Annotated in this window: 13 protein-coding genes and 1 CRISPR repeat array; of the genes, 9 read left to right on the top strand and 4 right to left on the bottom strand. The window is 38.8% G+C overall.

Annotated elements, in window-relative coordinates; genetic code table 11:
* Nucleotides 1-27: 27 nt before the first annotated feature.
* Nucleotides 28-2,914: direct repeats of the CRISPR family, unit length 37 nt; unit sequence CTTTCTATTAACTGAATCCTGTTTACGGGATTGAAAC.
* A gap of 343 nt (nucleotides 2,915-3,257) precedes the next feature.
* A complete protein-coding gene (locus tag CFPU101_RS23900) occupies nucleotides 3,258-4,073 on the top strand; it encodes a hypothetical protein (RefSeq protein WP_206818204.1) in 816 nt (271 codons plus the stop codon).
* 209 nt (nucleotides 4,074-4,282) lie between these two features.
* Here the strand turns inward: CFPU101_RS23900 and CFPU101_RS23895 are convergent, their stop codons facing one another.
* On the bottom strand, nucleotides 4,283-4,852 hold the full coding sequence (locus CFPU101_RS23895) for a phycobilisome protein (protein ID WP_206818203.1): 570 nt from the start codon (nucleotides 4,850-4,852) through the stop codon (nucleotides 4,283-4,285).
* A 208-nt stretch (nucleotides 4,853-5,060) separates the two neighbouring features.
* On the opposite strand from CFPU101_RS23895, the gene CFPU101_RS23890 reads away from it, so the two are divergent.
* From CFPU101_RS23890 to CFPU101_RS23870, 5 genes are all read left to right on the top strand, one after another.
* Nucleotides 5,061-5,717, top strand: a complete 657-nt coding sequence (locus CFPU101_RS23890) for a HEAT repeat domain-containing protein (protein WP_206818202.1) — start codon at nucleotides 5,061-5,063, stop codon at nucleotides 5,715-5,717.
* An 18-nt stretch (nucleotides 5,718-5,735) separates the two neighbouring features.
* Entirely contained in the window at nucleotides 5,736-6,122 is a 387-nt protein-coding gene (locus CFPU101_RS23885) for a nuclear transport factor 2 family protein (RefSeq protein WP_206818201.1), read from the top strand.
* Nucleotides 6,123-6,199: 77 nt separating this feature from the next.
* The gene (gene rpmI / locus CFPU101_RS23880) at nucleotides 6,200-6,400 is read left to right on the top strand and encodes a 50S ribosomal protein L35 (RefSeq protein ID WP_206818200.1); all 201 of its coding nucleotides are present in this window, start codon (nucleotides 6,200-6,202) and stop codon (nucleotides 6,398-6,400) included.
* A 58-nt stretch (nucleotides 6,401-6,458) separates the two neighbouring features.
* Nucleotides 6,459-6,815 carry a 50S ribosomal protein L20 gene (gene rplT / locus CFPU101_RS23875; protein WP_206818199.1) on the top strand — a complete coding sequence of 119 codons (357 nt, stop codon included), beginning with the start codon at nucleotides 6,459-6,461 and terminating at the stop codon, nucleotides 6,813-6,815.
* A 45-nt stretch (nucleotides 6,816-6,860) separates the two neighbouring features.
* Entirely contained in the window at nucleotides 6,861-7,817 is a 957-nt protein-coding gene (locus CFPU101_RS23870) for a PhoH family protein (RefSeq protein WP_206818197.1), read from the top strand.
* Between the two features lie 46 nt (nucleotides 7,818-7,863).
* Here CFPU101_RS23870 and CFPU101_RS23865 read toward each other — a convergent pair whose 3' ends face one another.
* Both CFPU101_RS23865 and CFPU101_RS23860 read right to left on the bottom strand, forming a co-directional pair.
* Nucleotides 7,864-8,454 carry a pyridoxamine 5'-phosphate oxidase family protein gene (locus CFPU101_RS23865; RefSeq protein ID WP_206818196.1) on the bottom strand — a complete coding sequence of 197 codons (591 nt, stop codon included), beginning with the start codon at nucleotides 8,452-8,454 and terminating at the stop codon, nucleotides 7,864-7,866.
* 11 nt (nucleotides 8,455-8,465) lie between these two features.
* Nucleotides 8,466-9,083, bottom strand: coding sequence for a glutathione S-transferase family protein (locus tag CFPU101_RS23860; RefSeq protein WP_206818194.1), 618 nt, complete (start codon nucleotides 9,081-9,083; stop codon nucleotides 8,466-8,468).
* A 78-nt stretch (nucleotides 9,084-9,161) separates the two neighbouring features.
* Between CFPU101_RS23860 and CFPU101_RS23855 the strand changes: the two genes are divergently transcribed.
* Both CFPU101_RS23855 and CFPU101_RS23850 read left to right on the top strand, forming a co-directional pair.
* Nucleotides 9,162-9,710 (top strand): TetR/AcrR family transcriptional regulator, encoded by a 549-nt coding sequence (locus tag CFPU101_RS23855; protein ID WP_206818192.1) that lies wholly within the window; start codon nucleotides 9,162-9,164, stop codon nucleotides 9,708-9,710.
* Between the two features lie 115 nt (nucleotides 9,711-9,825).
* Nucleotides 9,826-11,022 (top strand): Coenzyme F420 hydrogenase/dehydrogenase, beta subunit C-terminal domain, encoded by a 1,197-nt coding sequence (locus CFPU101_RS23850; RefSeq protein ID WP_206818190.1) that lies wholly within the window; start codon nucleotides 9,826-9,828, stop codon nucleotides 11,020-11,022.
* Between the two features lie 2 nt (nucleotides 11,023-11,024).
* On the opposite strand, the gene CFPU101_RS23845 is transcribed toward CFPU101_RS23850, so the two are convergent.
* On the bottom strand, nucleotides 11,025-12,080 hold the full coding sequence (locus CFPU101_RS23845; protein WP_206818189.1) for a D-alanine--D-alanine ligase family protein: 1,056 nt from the start codon (nucleotides 12,078-12,080) through the stop codon (nucleotides 11,025-11,027).
* A gap of 86 nt (nucleotides 12,081-12,166) precedes the next feature.
* On the opposite strand from CFPU101_RS23845, the gene CFPU101_RS23840 reads away from it, so the two are divergent.
* Nucleotides 12,167-13,042: a polysaccharide deacetylase family protein gene (locus CFPU101_RS23840; RefSeq protein WP_206818186.1), complete on the top strand. Its 876-nt coding sequence runs from the start codon at nucleotides 12,167-12,169 to the stop codon at nucleotides 13,040-13,042.
* Nucleotides 13,043-13,142: the final 100 nt, after the last annotated feature.

The following is a 13,142-nucleotide window of genomic DNA, read 5'->3' as shown; positions in this document are numbered from 1 at the left end:
TTTAGACGCTCAACAGTTTACTGGCTCCTTTCTATTAACTGAATCCTGTTTACGGGATTGAAACTGGATTCTGACATTTTTGTAGTTCTGGTGGTTGGTTCTTTCTATTAACTGAATCCTGTTTACGGGATTGAAACAGTTTGTTTATACTCTTTGACAGAGGGGAATAGTTCTTTCTATTAACTGAATCCTGTTTACGGGATTGAAACCTTGATAGACTTTAGAAGGAACGTTGTGTCCGCTACTTTCTATTAACTGAATCCTGTTTACGGGATTGAAACGCTTAGCCCCCCAAGAAGACCGCCCCGGTTTGAACTTTCTATTAACTGAATCCTGTTTACGGGATTGAAACATCTAACTGCTCACGGCTATTTTTTATTCTCTGTTGCTTTCTATTAACTGAATCCTGTTTACGGGATTGAAACTGCTTTGACGGCGTTTAAGTTAGTCCCCGCGGGGACTTTCTATTAACTGAATCCTGTTTACGGGATTGAAACCGCCATCGCGCAGCTCACGATACCCTACTTTAATTGCTTTCTATTAACTGAATCCTGTTTACGGGATTGAAACCTGCATTACCCAAGGGTTAGTCCCTAAATTATGCTCTTTCTATTAACTGAATCCTGTTTACGGGATTGAAACTCCATTTAGTCAAGTAGCGCTTGATACTACTAACTCTTTCTATTAACTGAATCCTGTTTACGGGATTGAAACAAGCATAATCTATTAAAGGATAATACGGTTTCTTATCTTTCTATTAACTGAATCCTGTTTACGGGATTGAAACAAAATGTACTGATTAGTTTGTCCTTTAGGGATTTTGACTTTCTATTAACTGAATCCTGTTTACGGGATTGAAACTCGTCTTTAGCTGTCCTTCCGTCACAGGAACAGGAAACTTTCTATTAACTGAATCCTGTTTACGGGATTGAAACCCGATGCGCTTTCTATTATTTCGGTGACGAAAGACAACTTTCTATTAACTGAATCCTGTTTACGGGATTGAAACGATTAACCAGCAATGTCGAAACGATTACAGCCACACTTTCTATTAACTGAATCCTGTTTACGGGATTGAAACAGTACGAATCATGTCATTTTAGGAACTGCCCTAAAGCCTTTCTATTAACTGAATCCTGTTTACGGGATTGAAACGGGACAAAGTTAGGCAAATAAAAGCACATCACAACACTTTCTATTAACTGAATCCTGTTTACGGGATTGAAACCTGTGATTGTGGTCACACACGATCTTGAGAAAATGTGCTTTCTATTAACTGAATCCTGTTTACGGGATTGAAACCAAGTGTGACGATTCTTTCGGATACCCAGATTCGCTTTCTATTAACTGAATCCTGTTTACGGGATTGAAACATCAGATAGCCACATCCCAAAACGAGTAGCCAGCTTTGCTTTCTATTAACTGAATCCTGTTTACGGGATTGAAACCCCAATACGATCAAAATAGAGCTAATCGCGGAATTCTTTCTATTAACTGAATCCTGTTTACGGGATTGAAACTGGCGATGGGGACGCTCGTGAAACTTATCTATGGCACTTTCTATTAACTGAATCCTGTTTACGGGATTGAAACAGCGATCGCCATAGCCACAAATGATACTCCAAAAAGACTTTCTATTAACTGAATCCTGTTTACGGGATTGAAACATTTTTTTATTATTAGAATCATAAATAAATATTTGCTTTCTATTAACTGAATCCTGTTTACGGGATTGAAACATCTTTACTGTAGAGAAAATAAATAACTTAGAGAACTTTCTATTAACTGAATCCTGTTTACGGGATTGAAACATAATTTTCTTTTCTAAAAGAAACAATTATAGATATCTTTCTATTAACTGAATCCTGTTTACGGGATTGAAACAAAGAAAAGATATTTTTGATAATACTCGTTTAGGGGCAGTACTTTCTATTAACTGAATCCTGTTTACGGGATTGAAACTGTTTTTTTTCCAGCTACATAAAATCCGATCAGAGACTTTCTATTAACTGAATCCTGTTTACGGGATTGAAACGCAAATCGGAGGACGATCCGCTTGCGGATCTGCCTCCTTTCTATTAACTGAATCCTGTTTACGGGATTGAAACGCCCAATATTCATAGCGCGCAGAGTTAGAGTTTTGACTTTCTATTAACTGAATCCTGTTTACGGGATTGAAACAGAGTTTTGAATTGCGCGAGCTAACTTAGGTAATCCACTTTCTATTAACTGAATCCTGTTTACGGGATTGAAACGCAAATGCTCAACCCATTGTAATTAGCAAAGAAGGCACTTTCTATTAACTGAATCCTGTTTACGGGATTGAAACTGCGATCGATAAACGAATCCGTGTCGGAAAATCTCCTTTCTATTAACTGAATCCTGTTTACGGGATTGAAACTCTACCATTGGAAGACAGTTTTTTGAGCTAAATCCAACTTTCTATTAACTGAATCCTGTTTACGGGATTGAAACTGATTGTTTTACTTAATAGGCTTGTTCCAATCGGATCTTTCTATTAACTGAATCCTGTTTACGGGATTGAAACAACAATATATAAGAATGTTTCAAGAGTACTATAAACTTTCTATTAACTGAATCCTGTTTACGGGATTGAAACAATTATTAATAGATTCTATTACATCAGTATTATTACTTTCTATTAACTGAATCCTGTTTACGGGATTGAAACGTAACCCCAGGGCATCCTATGTCTTGGACGTGTAACCTTTCTATTAACTAAATCCTGTTTACGGGATTGAAACAGTTTGCACGCGCATTAAAGATATGCCCGACCCAGTAGCTTTCTATTAACTGAATCCTGTTTACGGGATTGAAACAAGCGTTAGGAGTCTGGGGAGTTCCTACTCATAAGGTCTTTCTATTAACTGAATCCTGTTTACGGGATTGAAACCATTCCCACCGCTGCACATGAAGATAGCTTAAGTCGGTTAAAACTGAGATCTTGCATCATTATCAGTGAGTTTTATAAACCACCGTGAAATCAATTTCACGGCTCACAGCTAAAATCCTACAGGGCTTACAAGCCGAAATCTTCAAGTGGCGCGGACAGCCCCTTGTTAAAACGGATTAGGATACCTCTAATTAGTCGGTTTCAACCGACTTTAGCTATCAGACTGTGAATTCATTGGCTGGCTAGAAAGTAAAAAATGTATTAATTCTTAAACAAAGAGCATACTATAATTTAGACAGATTGTTCCCCAACTCAATTAAAAAAAATTGATTTGGAGTGTTTTATGCCTTTTATCTTAATTAAAGGGGTTTTTACCCCACAAATTGGCGAACCTGACGGGGATTCTGTTCGTTTTCGTGCGAATCAAAGAGAATTATTATTACAATTAGAAGGGCGACGACCAAATATATCAATGAGTAACGGAACAGTGCAACTCCGTTTTGAGGGAATAGATGCAATAGAGAAAGCCGCAATTAAGCCCTTCTCAACGCAAGCTAAAGAAAGTATGTTCGATCTCATTGGTTACAGCGACAGTCAACCCACACCAGAAGGCTATATCCTAGCACGAATGACTGATGATACTTCAGGTCGTCCGATTTGTTTTGTCTTTGCGGGAGAAACAGAACAATCAGATGGCGAGGAAATCTTTTTAGATAAAGTATTGTTACGCGATTCAGTTAACTATCAGCAAATGTTACGAGGTTATGCTTATCCTCTCTATTACAATACTCTTTTTGCCAATTTACGAAATGAATTGAATATTGCTCTAAAAAAAGCACAACAAGAAAAGTTAGGATATTGGATAGACGATCAGACTTTAGAAGGCGTTACGGTTACTAATAGTGCTGATTTAGCGACAATTCCACCTATTTGGCCAAAACTTTGGCGACGACTGCAAGAATATTTGCGTAGTGCAGATTCTTTAGAGCAATTTATTGATTTTTTAGAGGCAAAAAATGAGCGAATTGATATCCTTTCGCTCATGGAAGAAAGGGGATTACAAGACATTGTAGAAGTAAATGGAGAGCGAGTTAGAATGATTGTGCCTCCCGAATATATCCGAGTAGTTAGTCAAGCGGGAGGTCGCCCCCGTCGTTAATATAGTAGTCGAAGGATAATTAGAAGGTTAAACGAACAGCTGTATCAACTCTTATTTATATATCTTCGATTTGTTCGGAAAAACTCTTTAAAGAAAGTCTAAATCCTCAATTTTTGCGCTTTTTCTTCCGTATAGATTAATCGTTTATTAACAAATTGTAGGAAAGATGAATTTTTAAACTAATTCGCCATTCCTACAAATTGAACGATTTAAAATTGCTTCATTTCTGAAATTAGATACTCAAAATAAGGACTTAAATTAGCTTGTTCCTCCTCAGAGAATTTTTGTAAACTAAACACTTTTAACTGTTCTAAACCTAAAACCATCGCCTCACGAGGGACTCGCAATTCTTGATAGAGAAGCTGCATATTATCTAATCCTTTTTGACTCGTATATTCGGTTTGATTTACAGCAATTCCATAGCTAATACATCTCAAGAAATGCCAATAATCTCGCCAACAAGCCTCAGCCCTAGCAGGAGGATATAAATCGCCTCCCGGTTCGGTAATATTTGGAAAAGTATCTAAGACTTTTTGTCGTGCTTTAGCAATAATATCAGGTGCTTCGTCTCGTAATAATTGCACTTTTTCTAAACTGAAATTATGCTCAGGCTCAAGGGTTTTAATTTGTTCAATATCTTCATCTGTTAAATAACGTCCTTGATCATCAGCCGCTTGAAAAATAGCAATTGTTTCATCAGAATAAACATCCTTCCAATTGTCAAAACTAACAATTCTAGATTTAGTAATTAATTCTTTGGCTCTTTCGGTGAGTTGCATAGTATTTCTTAAACAGGTTCGATTAATTTAATTTAGATTGATTCGGTGATTACTCCTTGTATTTTCCCTTTCTTTATCCACAAATATCAGTCTATCTGACGTCTGAACCAAAGCCGAAAATAAGGTTATAACACCTTCTTCTATCTTCCCAAAACACGTTACCTTAAGTAAAGTAAAGATTAAAGAACTTATCAGCCAATCACCTTTTATGGATCTTAACCAAATCGAAGCCTATTTATCGGATACTGACTCACAACAGCGTCTTAAAGCGATAGTAGAGTTAAAAAATTATGAACCTGATGTTGCTGTGCCGCTACTTTTAAGCAAAATACAGGATCAAGAATTTTTAGTCCGTTCCTTTGTCGCAATGGGTTTAGGTAAAAAACGCACTGCCGAGTCTTTCGCTGCTTTACTCGAAATGATGAAGTTTGATCGTGATCCGAATGTTCGCGCTGAAGCTTCTAATTCATTATCCCTGTTTGGTGAAGTATCCGCACCCCATTTACGATCGCTTTTCGTACAAGATGATCACTGGTTAGTCCGTCGTAGTATTCTAGCAGCAATGACCGAGTTAAACTCACCTGAAGAAATCTACGAAACTTGTGCCTATGGTGTAACCGCAGATGATGAAACTGTACGAACTTCATCTATTGATGTTTTAGGTTTATTAGTCAATACACCGAAACAAGACGAAGCATTAAAACTACTACTATCGATGGTATCTAACCCATCATGGCGCATTCGTTTTCGTACCGCCAAAGCTTTAGCTAGATTTCCTGTACCTGAAGCCCAAGACGCGCTAAACTATCTTCGACAAGATGAAGATCATCGTGTCGTGGGTGCAGTTTTAGAAAGCTTACTTTAAACAGGTACGATCGCAAAAATGTTAGAAGAGACAATCAAACAAGTTGTTACTAATTACTATAGCAATCTAGCCGCCATCAATTTACCCCAATGGCTAGATACACTCGATGAAAATGCGTTAATTTGCGATCCCGTTGGCACACCACCGCTAAACTTGGCACAAGATGCGGACAAGTTTTTTAATATTCTAGCCAATTTCTATCAAAAGTTTGAAATTAATCAAGATTCTGTGTTTGTCGCGGGAAATAGTGCTGCTATTAAGTGGACAATGCAAGTTACTGCCAAAAATAGCAAAACTGCAACCGTTGAAGGAATTAGTACCTTTGAAATTAATGAACAAGGCAAAATCATTAAAGTTTTATCCTACTGGGATGAAATGGCCATGAAAGCCAAATTAGCGAGTTAATTTCAAAAAGAATAACTTGTGTAGAATAGTGTTTTGGTGATATAATTAACGATTGTGTCGAATTTAGTAGAGAAACTATGCCCAAGCTAAAAACCCGCAGGGCGGCAGCGAAAAGATTTAGAGCCACAGGAAGTGGGAAGATCTTTCGTCGTAAAGCCTTTAAAAACCATTTATTGCAGCACAAATCTTCTGAGCGCAAACATCGCCGTTTGTCTAACATTGCTTTAGTCAGCCCTGAAGATGAAGATGAAGTACGTCTCATGCTGCCTTATTTATAAATCTCATCTCTTAATTTGACTGATCATCTCGCAATAAAAAAAGCAAACACCAAGCACCATGACAAGAGTAAAACGCGGTAACGTCGCTCGCAAACGTCGTAAAAAAATTCTAAAGTTAGCAAAAGGGTTTAGAGGTTCTCATTCTAAACTCTTCCGCACAGCCAACCAACAGGTAATGAAAGCTTTGCGGAACTCCTATCGAGATCGTCGCAAACGTAAAAGAGATTTTCGTCGTTTGTGGATCACCCGTATTAATGCAGCTTCTCGCCAACAAGGGCTAAGCTATAGTCAATTAATTGGACAACTGAAAAAAGTCGATATTCAGCTAAACCGTAAAATGTTAGCCCAACTCGCGATACTAGACCCCCAAGCCTTTGCTAAAGTGGTTGAAGTCGCAGCAGCGCAAGGAAAATAAAATGGTTTGCCCGATCGCTATCTTCAGGCTTTATGATAGATAGTCATGACAGAAGCCTCTCAAACCATTCTATTTCAAAGTCTAGATAGTGCGATCGCATTAGCTGGCAACCGAGAAGAAAACCTCAAATCCATTTCCCGTCATACTGGAGCAACTTTAGTCTTACGGGGACAGGAACTCATTATTTATGGCCAAGAAAAAGCGGTGGAACGTGCGATGCAGATCGTACGTTCCCTTAAGCCATATTGGGAAGATGCGAAAATTATCTCAGAACCTGATATCCTAACCGCGATTCATGCCCTAGATACGGGAAAATCGGAAGAATACAAAGATTTACAGCAAAATATTCTTGCTCGAACCCGACGCGGTGAAGTGATTCGCGCTAAAACTTTCCGCCAGCGTCAATACATCAAAGCCATTCAAACCCACGATATCACCTTTTGTATTGGGCCTGCGGGAACGGGAAAAACCTTTTTAGCCGCCGTTTTAGCCGTACAAGCTTTATTGAGTGATCAAGTCGAACGTCTCATTTTAACTCGTCCTGCTGTCGAAGCTGGAGAAAAGCTCGGTTTTTTACCTGGAGACTTGCAGCAAAAAGTTAATCCTTTTTTACGTCCTTTGTATGATGCTCTCTATGAATTTATCGACGCGGCGAAAATCCCTGATCTCATGGAGCGCGGTAAAATTGAAGTCGCACCATTAGCTTATATGCGCGGTCGTACTCTGAGTAATTCTTTTATTATCGTTGATGAGGCGCAAAACACTACACCTGCTCAATTGAAAATGGTACTGACTCGCTTAGGGAATGGTTCTAAAATGGTGGTGACTGGAGATGTTACCCAAACTGACTTACCTCACCAACAAGAATCAGGTTTAGTCGTTGCCCAACGTATCCTAAAATCAGTTGAAGGGCTGTCTTTTTGCTATCTTACACAAGCTGATGTCGTCCGTCATCCTTTGGTACAGCGCATTGTCGCCGCTTACGAACAAGCCGAAAGATAGATACTTAAATTTGCTAATTTGTCAATTAAGTTTAAGTAACATTTTGTCAACTTAACTGCTTTTCTAACTCAGCGATGCGGGTTTGCAAAGGAGCCATTATGGCTTTGACTTCTGTCTCAGAATAGCGGATGGGTATATGTTGAGGACAGTTCTCGCTTATCGCTTCAACGTGAAAAAGGATTGCCCGTTCAATTGCAGCAGGATAGTTCGGGACTCGAAGTCGTTCAATTAATTCTAAATCTCCTGCAACGGTTTCGGCTCTACCCCAAATCTTAATCCGTTTGCGGTGACGATAATCCATCAAAAACAAAAACGCTTTATCATTACCCGACAGATTACCCACTGTAATATACTGCACATTTCCCAAAAAGTCGGCAAAGCCCAACGTTTTTTCATCCAGAACTTTGAGGAAACCATGCGCCCCCCCGCGAAACTGTATGTAAGGATAGCCATTAGAACTGACGGTACCTAGATAAAACCCATCAAGTTGAGCAATGAATTCTTCTATCGTTGGAGTAATCGTATCATTAGCAGAACCATTAGCAATATACCGATCATAGGTCTGGCGTGACCCTAGCTGTTCTTGGACTGTTTTTACTTCGGGTGTAAAGGCAATTTCTCCGAATTTACGTGGCATAATGTCCCCTCCTAGACTTTCGTCAGTTGTTCAATGCCAATCATGCACACAAAATTAGGAAGTTGTTTAATCCTTTCAATCCAAGCTAATACATTTGGATATTGATCAAGCGCAATCTTAGCATCACTAGCAAGAGCAATATAGGGGAACACTGCCACATCTGCGATCGTCGGATGCCCCAATTCTAGCCATTCTCGTGTTTGCAAATGATTGTTTAATTGAGCCAAAATAAATTCTGATTTTTGAGTTGCTCGTTCGATGTCGATGCTGGTAGCTTTAAACAGATGATAGAGCCGTGCTGATTCAAGTCCTTGTCGTACTTCTCCTGCTGTCGTCGAAAGCCAGCGTATGACTCTGCTCATGGGTTCGGCTTCTAGTGGTAGCCACTGTTGATTACCATACTGCCGCGCTAGGTATAGTAAAATTGCTTGTGCATCTGCTAGAACTGTATTTCCATCTACTAATACTGGAACTTGACCAAAGGGATTGAGAGCCAGAAAATCAGGTTTTTTGTGCGCTCCTGTCATCAAATCGACTTTAATCCATTCATAATCCAAATTCAGCAGAGACAGCATTAGTTTGACTTTATAGCTATTACCCGATAGTTCGTGACCGTATAACTTAATCATAAGTTAGTCCTCTATATTTAATTTAACTGTACCGAACGTTCGGTACAATGTCAAGAGTAAAGGTTCAACTTGTCACAAATGCCTAAAGAAACTTATATCCCGTGTCTATTAAATCTGTTTCGGCAGTATGGTTATGATGGTGCTACTCTATCTAGGATTTCTGAAGCGACAGGATTAGGTAAAGCCAGTCTTTATCATCACTTCCCCAATGGCAAAGATGAGATGGTCGAAACAGTTCTTAATTATCTTGAAGGCTGGTTAGATCAAAACATCTTACAAATACTAAATAGTCCAGGTGATGCTCTTTTTCGATTACAGCAAATGTGCGATCGCCTGAGCCAACTCTATGAAGGGGGAAAGCAACCTTGCCTATTTGCTATTTTGTTACTAGGTTCAGCCCGTGATGTCTTTCACGAAAAGGTAAAAGTTCTATTTTGCGCTTGGGTTGATGCGATCGCCCTTGTCCTGATTGAGTCTGGGATGGAAGAAAAACTAGCCCGACAACGGGGAGAAGATGCCGCGATCGCCATTCAAGGGGCTTTAATTTTATCTCAAGCGTTAGAAGACTCATCACCCTTTGAGCGTGTGATTCAGCACCTACCGACAACACTATGTCGAGCAATCTAAGTCTGATTAAACAAGGTCAGACTGTTAATTTCTTTAAAATACCTAACATTTGGGCTAGGTTCTGGGGTAAGGTAAACGATCGTTAAGTAAATTTAGTTAACAAATAAACTGATATATGACCTTGGCTGCACCTCACAAAAAAGCAAAAGCCCTCAAGAGTGGAAGTCGTCGCCCTGCTAAAGAACTTTGTAGCGAATGCGGACTCTGTGACACTTACTATATTCACTACGTTAAAGAAGCTTGTGCCTTTATCCATCAACAAGTTGCCGAACTAGAAGCACAAGCACATGGACGCAGCCGTGATTTAGATAGTTCAAATGAACTCTATTTTGGGGTTCATCAAGATATGATGGCAGCGAAAAAGAAACAACCCATAGAGGGGGCGCAGTGGACAGGAATTGTAAGTACGATCGCCTGTGAGATGCTAACCCAAGGGTTCGTAGAAGGTGTAGTCTGTGTGCAAAATAGCCAAGACGATCGTTTTCAACCCGCCCCCATTTTAGCCCGCACCTGTGAAGAAATTTTAGCCGCTAAGGTCAATAAACCGACTCTATCTCCTAATTTATCGGTTTTAGAAGAGATTGAGAATTCGGGGATGAAACGCCTGTTAGTGATTGGTGTTGGGTGTCAGATTCAAGCCTTAAGAGCCGTCGAAAAACAATTAGGATTAGAGAAACTCTATATTTTAGGGACTCCTTGTGTTGATAATGTGTCTCGTGCAGGGTTACAAAAGTTTCTCGAAACCACCAGCAAATCCCCTGAGACAGTGGTTCATTATGAGTTTATGCAAGACTTTCGAGTACATTTTAAGCATGAAAACGGCTCTATTGAAAAAGTCCCATTCTTTGGCTTAAATACGAAAGAATTAAAAGATGTATTTGCACCGTCTTGTATGTCCTGTTTTGATTATGTTAATTCCTTAGCTGATTTAGTCGTGGGCTATATGGGTGCGCCTTTTGGGTGGCAATGGATTATGGTTCGCAATGAGACGGGACGAGAAATGTTAGATTTAGTCCAAGATCAGCTAGATACACAACCTGTCATGTCGAGTGGCGATCGCAAAGCCGCCGTACAGCAGAGTATACCAGCATATGATAAAGGCGTTACTCTACCCATGTGGGCAGCGAAAATGATGGGTTTAGTCATTGAAAAAATCGGCCCTAAAGGTTTAGAATATGCTCGTTTTTCCATTGATTCCCATTTCACCCGCAATTATCTTTATCTCAAGCGCAATTATCCTGAGAAATTAGAGGCTCATGTGCCTGAGTATGCGAAACGAATTGTTAATCAATATGAATTACCCGAAAAATAGTTCTATGAATGGCGTTCTAAGGCTAATTGAATGAGTTGATTAACTAATGCAGGGAAAGAGATCCCCGAAGCTTGCCACATTTGGGGATACATACTAAATGCTGTAAAACCAGGTAGGGTATTAATCTCGTTAATAAATACTTCGCCTGTACTTTCTACATAGAAAAAGTCAACTCGTCCTAACCCTGCTGCATCGACTGCGGTAAAAGCTTTCACGGCCATTTCTTGAATTTGTGCTGCAATTTGTGGCGGAATAACGGCAGGAATCACCATTTGAGAACGTCCATCAGTATACTTGGTTTCGTAATCATAGAAGTCGCTATCGAAGGTAATTTCTCCAACAACCGACGCGGAGGGGTGATCGTTTCCTAATACTGCACATTCTAGTTCTCTGGCGATCACACCTGCTTCAACAATAATTCTGCGATCGTAACTTGCTGCTTCATCGAGTGCTTTTTCAAGTTCTGGGCGAGTCCGCACTTTACTAATACCCACTGATGAACCTAAGTTAGCAGGTTTGACAAAGGAAGGATAACCCAGTGTTTGCTCAATTTCGTCGCAAAGTTTGGGAAATACGCAGGGATTAGAGTAAATTTGAGCGCGTGTAATTGCCATGTATTTAACTTGAGGTAAACCCGCCTCAGCGAAAGCGGTTTTCATGGCTATTTTATCCATCCCAACCGCCGAACCAAGTACACCACTACCCACATAGGGACATTGCATTAATTGGAGTAACCCCTGCAATGTGCCATCTTCTCCATTAGGCCCGTGTAGAATAGAAAACCAAACATCAATTTCTGTCACTTGTGAGGGAAACTGCCAAAGCTGTTGTTTAGTGGCTGTATCGGATAAAAGAGATTTTCCTTCTGCTAAAACTTGACTGGCGATTTCTGGGGCTTGCCAAACGCCATTTTTTTCGATATAAAAGGGTAAAACTTCGTATTTTTGTTGATTTTCTTCTGATTGGAGAGCTTTGGCGATCGCTCTTGCGGAATTAATTGATACTTCGTGTTCTCCTGAACGACCCCCAAACAATAGACCAATGCGTAATTTATTCATCGTGTCAACCTTATGCTTTATACATCCGAGATGATTTATGATATCAGTAAATGAGTTTGACGGTTGATGAATAAGGAAGTTTCTTGTTGATTAAGTTATCTATTTTTCGTAAAAATCCGATTTTTAAAATAGTTGCGATCGTTTTAATTATTGTTATATCTGTTTTTAGCATCACTGAGTTTTTACTGCTTCCTTTACCTATTTTTGGTTTTCACAGTATTTATGATGAAAACCGTCTTAATGATTTACCTTCAAGAGCTTCTTATTTAGATTATTCTCTACAAAATTTAGAAAAATTACTAATTTATTTGATTAACAATGATTATTGGTTTTTATCGAATCAAGAATTTTATGATTATTTTGTTAGTCACTCTAAAACTATTCCAAAAGAACTACAAAATACTAAACCAATCATGTTGACTTTTGATGATGGTTATAAAAACATTGATGTTTATTTACTGCCTTTACTAGAAACACTCCAAGAAAAATATAATAAATCACTTAAAATTGTTCTTTATATTAATCCTAAACAGATGAAAAGCGATAAGGAGCAAAAAAAGACTAGGTATCTGAATTGCGAAGACTTAAAAAGAGGGACAGAATTAGGATTTTATGATGTTCAATCTCATGGTTATAGCCATACTGATTTAACTCGCCTCACTTTCCAAGATTTAAAATATGAATTATCTGAATCTCAACAAGACCTAAAAACTTGTCTCTCTAATTTATCTAATAGGCAAATTGCGGCTCAACACCTGGCATATCCTTACAATAAAGTCAACAAACAAGTTGAACAATTAACTTCTCATTATTATCAATCAGCTTATCTTTTCAAAAGCAGATTAAGACATCTATTATTTTTGTTTGACTCTTATAAAATTCCAAGAATTGGAGTTTCTAAAAAAGATTCACCTAAAACTTTAATTCAACTTGCTAGAAGATATTCTAGCATCTCACGGTGATACTGTAATTAGGCGGATGAACAATGGTGAAACCTACGGACTAAAGCAAAATCATTTATATGATCTGATAAATGATTATTATCGTCAAGGATATGGCTAT

The sequence above is a fragment of the Chroococcus sp. FPU101 genome, assembly GCF_017312365.1.
Classification (GTDB): Bacteria; Cyanobacteriota; Cyanobacteriia; order Cyanobacteriales; family Microcystaceae; genus Chroococcus.
The sequence above is the reverse complement of the archived record's forward strand: the minus strand, read 5'-3'. Positions and strand labels throughout refer to the sequence as shown.

What these genes read in the sequence shown, in the direction of transcription:
- CFPU101_RS23900 (WP_206818204.1), top strand. Translation starts at nt 3,258, where the DNA reads ATGCCTTTTATCTTAATTAAAGGGGTTTTTACCCCACAAATTGGCGAA.
- CFPU101_RS23895 (WP_206818203.1), bottom strand. Translation starts at nt 4,852, where the DNA reads ATGCAACTCACCGAAAGAGCCAAAGAATTAATTACTAAATCTAGAATT.
- CFPU101_RS23890 (WP_206818202.1), top strand. Translation starts at nt 5,061, where the DNA reads ATGGATCTTAACCAAATCGAAGCCTATTTATCGGATACTGACTCACAA.
- CFPU101_RS23885 (WP_206818201.1), top strand. Translation starts at nt 5,736, where the DNA reads ATGTTAGAAGAGACAATCAAACAAGTTGTTACTAATTACTATAGCAAT.
- rpmI (WP_206818200.1), top strand. Translation starts at nt 6,200, where the DNA reads ATGCCCAAGCTAAAAACCCGCAGGGCGGCAGCGAAAAGATTTAGAGCC.
- rplT (WP_206818199.1), top strand. Translation starts at nt 6,459, where the DNA reads ATGACAAGAGTAAAACGCGGTAACGTCGCTCGCAAACGTCGTAAAAAA.
- CFPU101_RS23870 (WP_206818197.1), top strand. Translation starts at nt 6,861, where the DNA reads ATGACAGAAGCCTCTCAAACCATTCTATTTCAAAGTCTAGATAGTGCG.
- CFPU101_RS23865 (WP_206818196.1), bottom strand. Translation starts at nt 8,454, where the DNA reads ATGCCACGTAAATTCGGAGAAATTGCCTTTACACCCGAAGTAAAAACA.
- CFPU101_RS23860 (WP_206818194.1), bottom strand. Translation starts at nt 9,083, where the DNA reads ATGATTAAGTTATACGGTCACGAACTATCGGGTAATAGCTATAAAGTC.
- CFPU101_RS23855 (WP_206818192.1), top strand. Translation starts at nt 9,162, where the DNA reads ATGCCTAAAGAAACTTATATCCCGTGTCTATTAAATCTGTTTCGGCAG.
- CFPU101_RS23850 (WP_206818190.1), top strand. Translation starts at nt 9,826, where the DNA reads ATGACCTTGGCTGCACCTCACAAAAAAGCAAAAGCCCTCAAGAGTGGA.
- CFPU101_RS23845 (WP_206818189.1), bottom strand. Translation starts at nt 12,080, where the DNA reads ATGAATAAATTACGCATTGGTCTATTGTTTGGGGGTCGTTCAGGAGAA.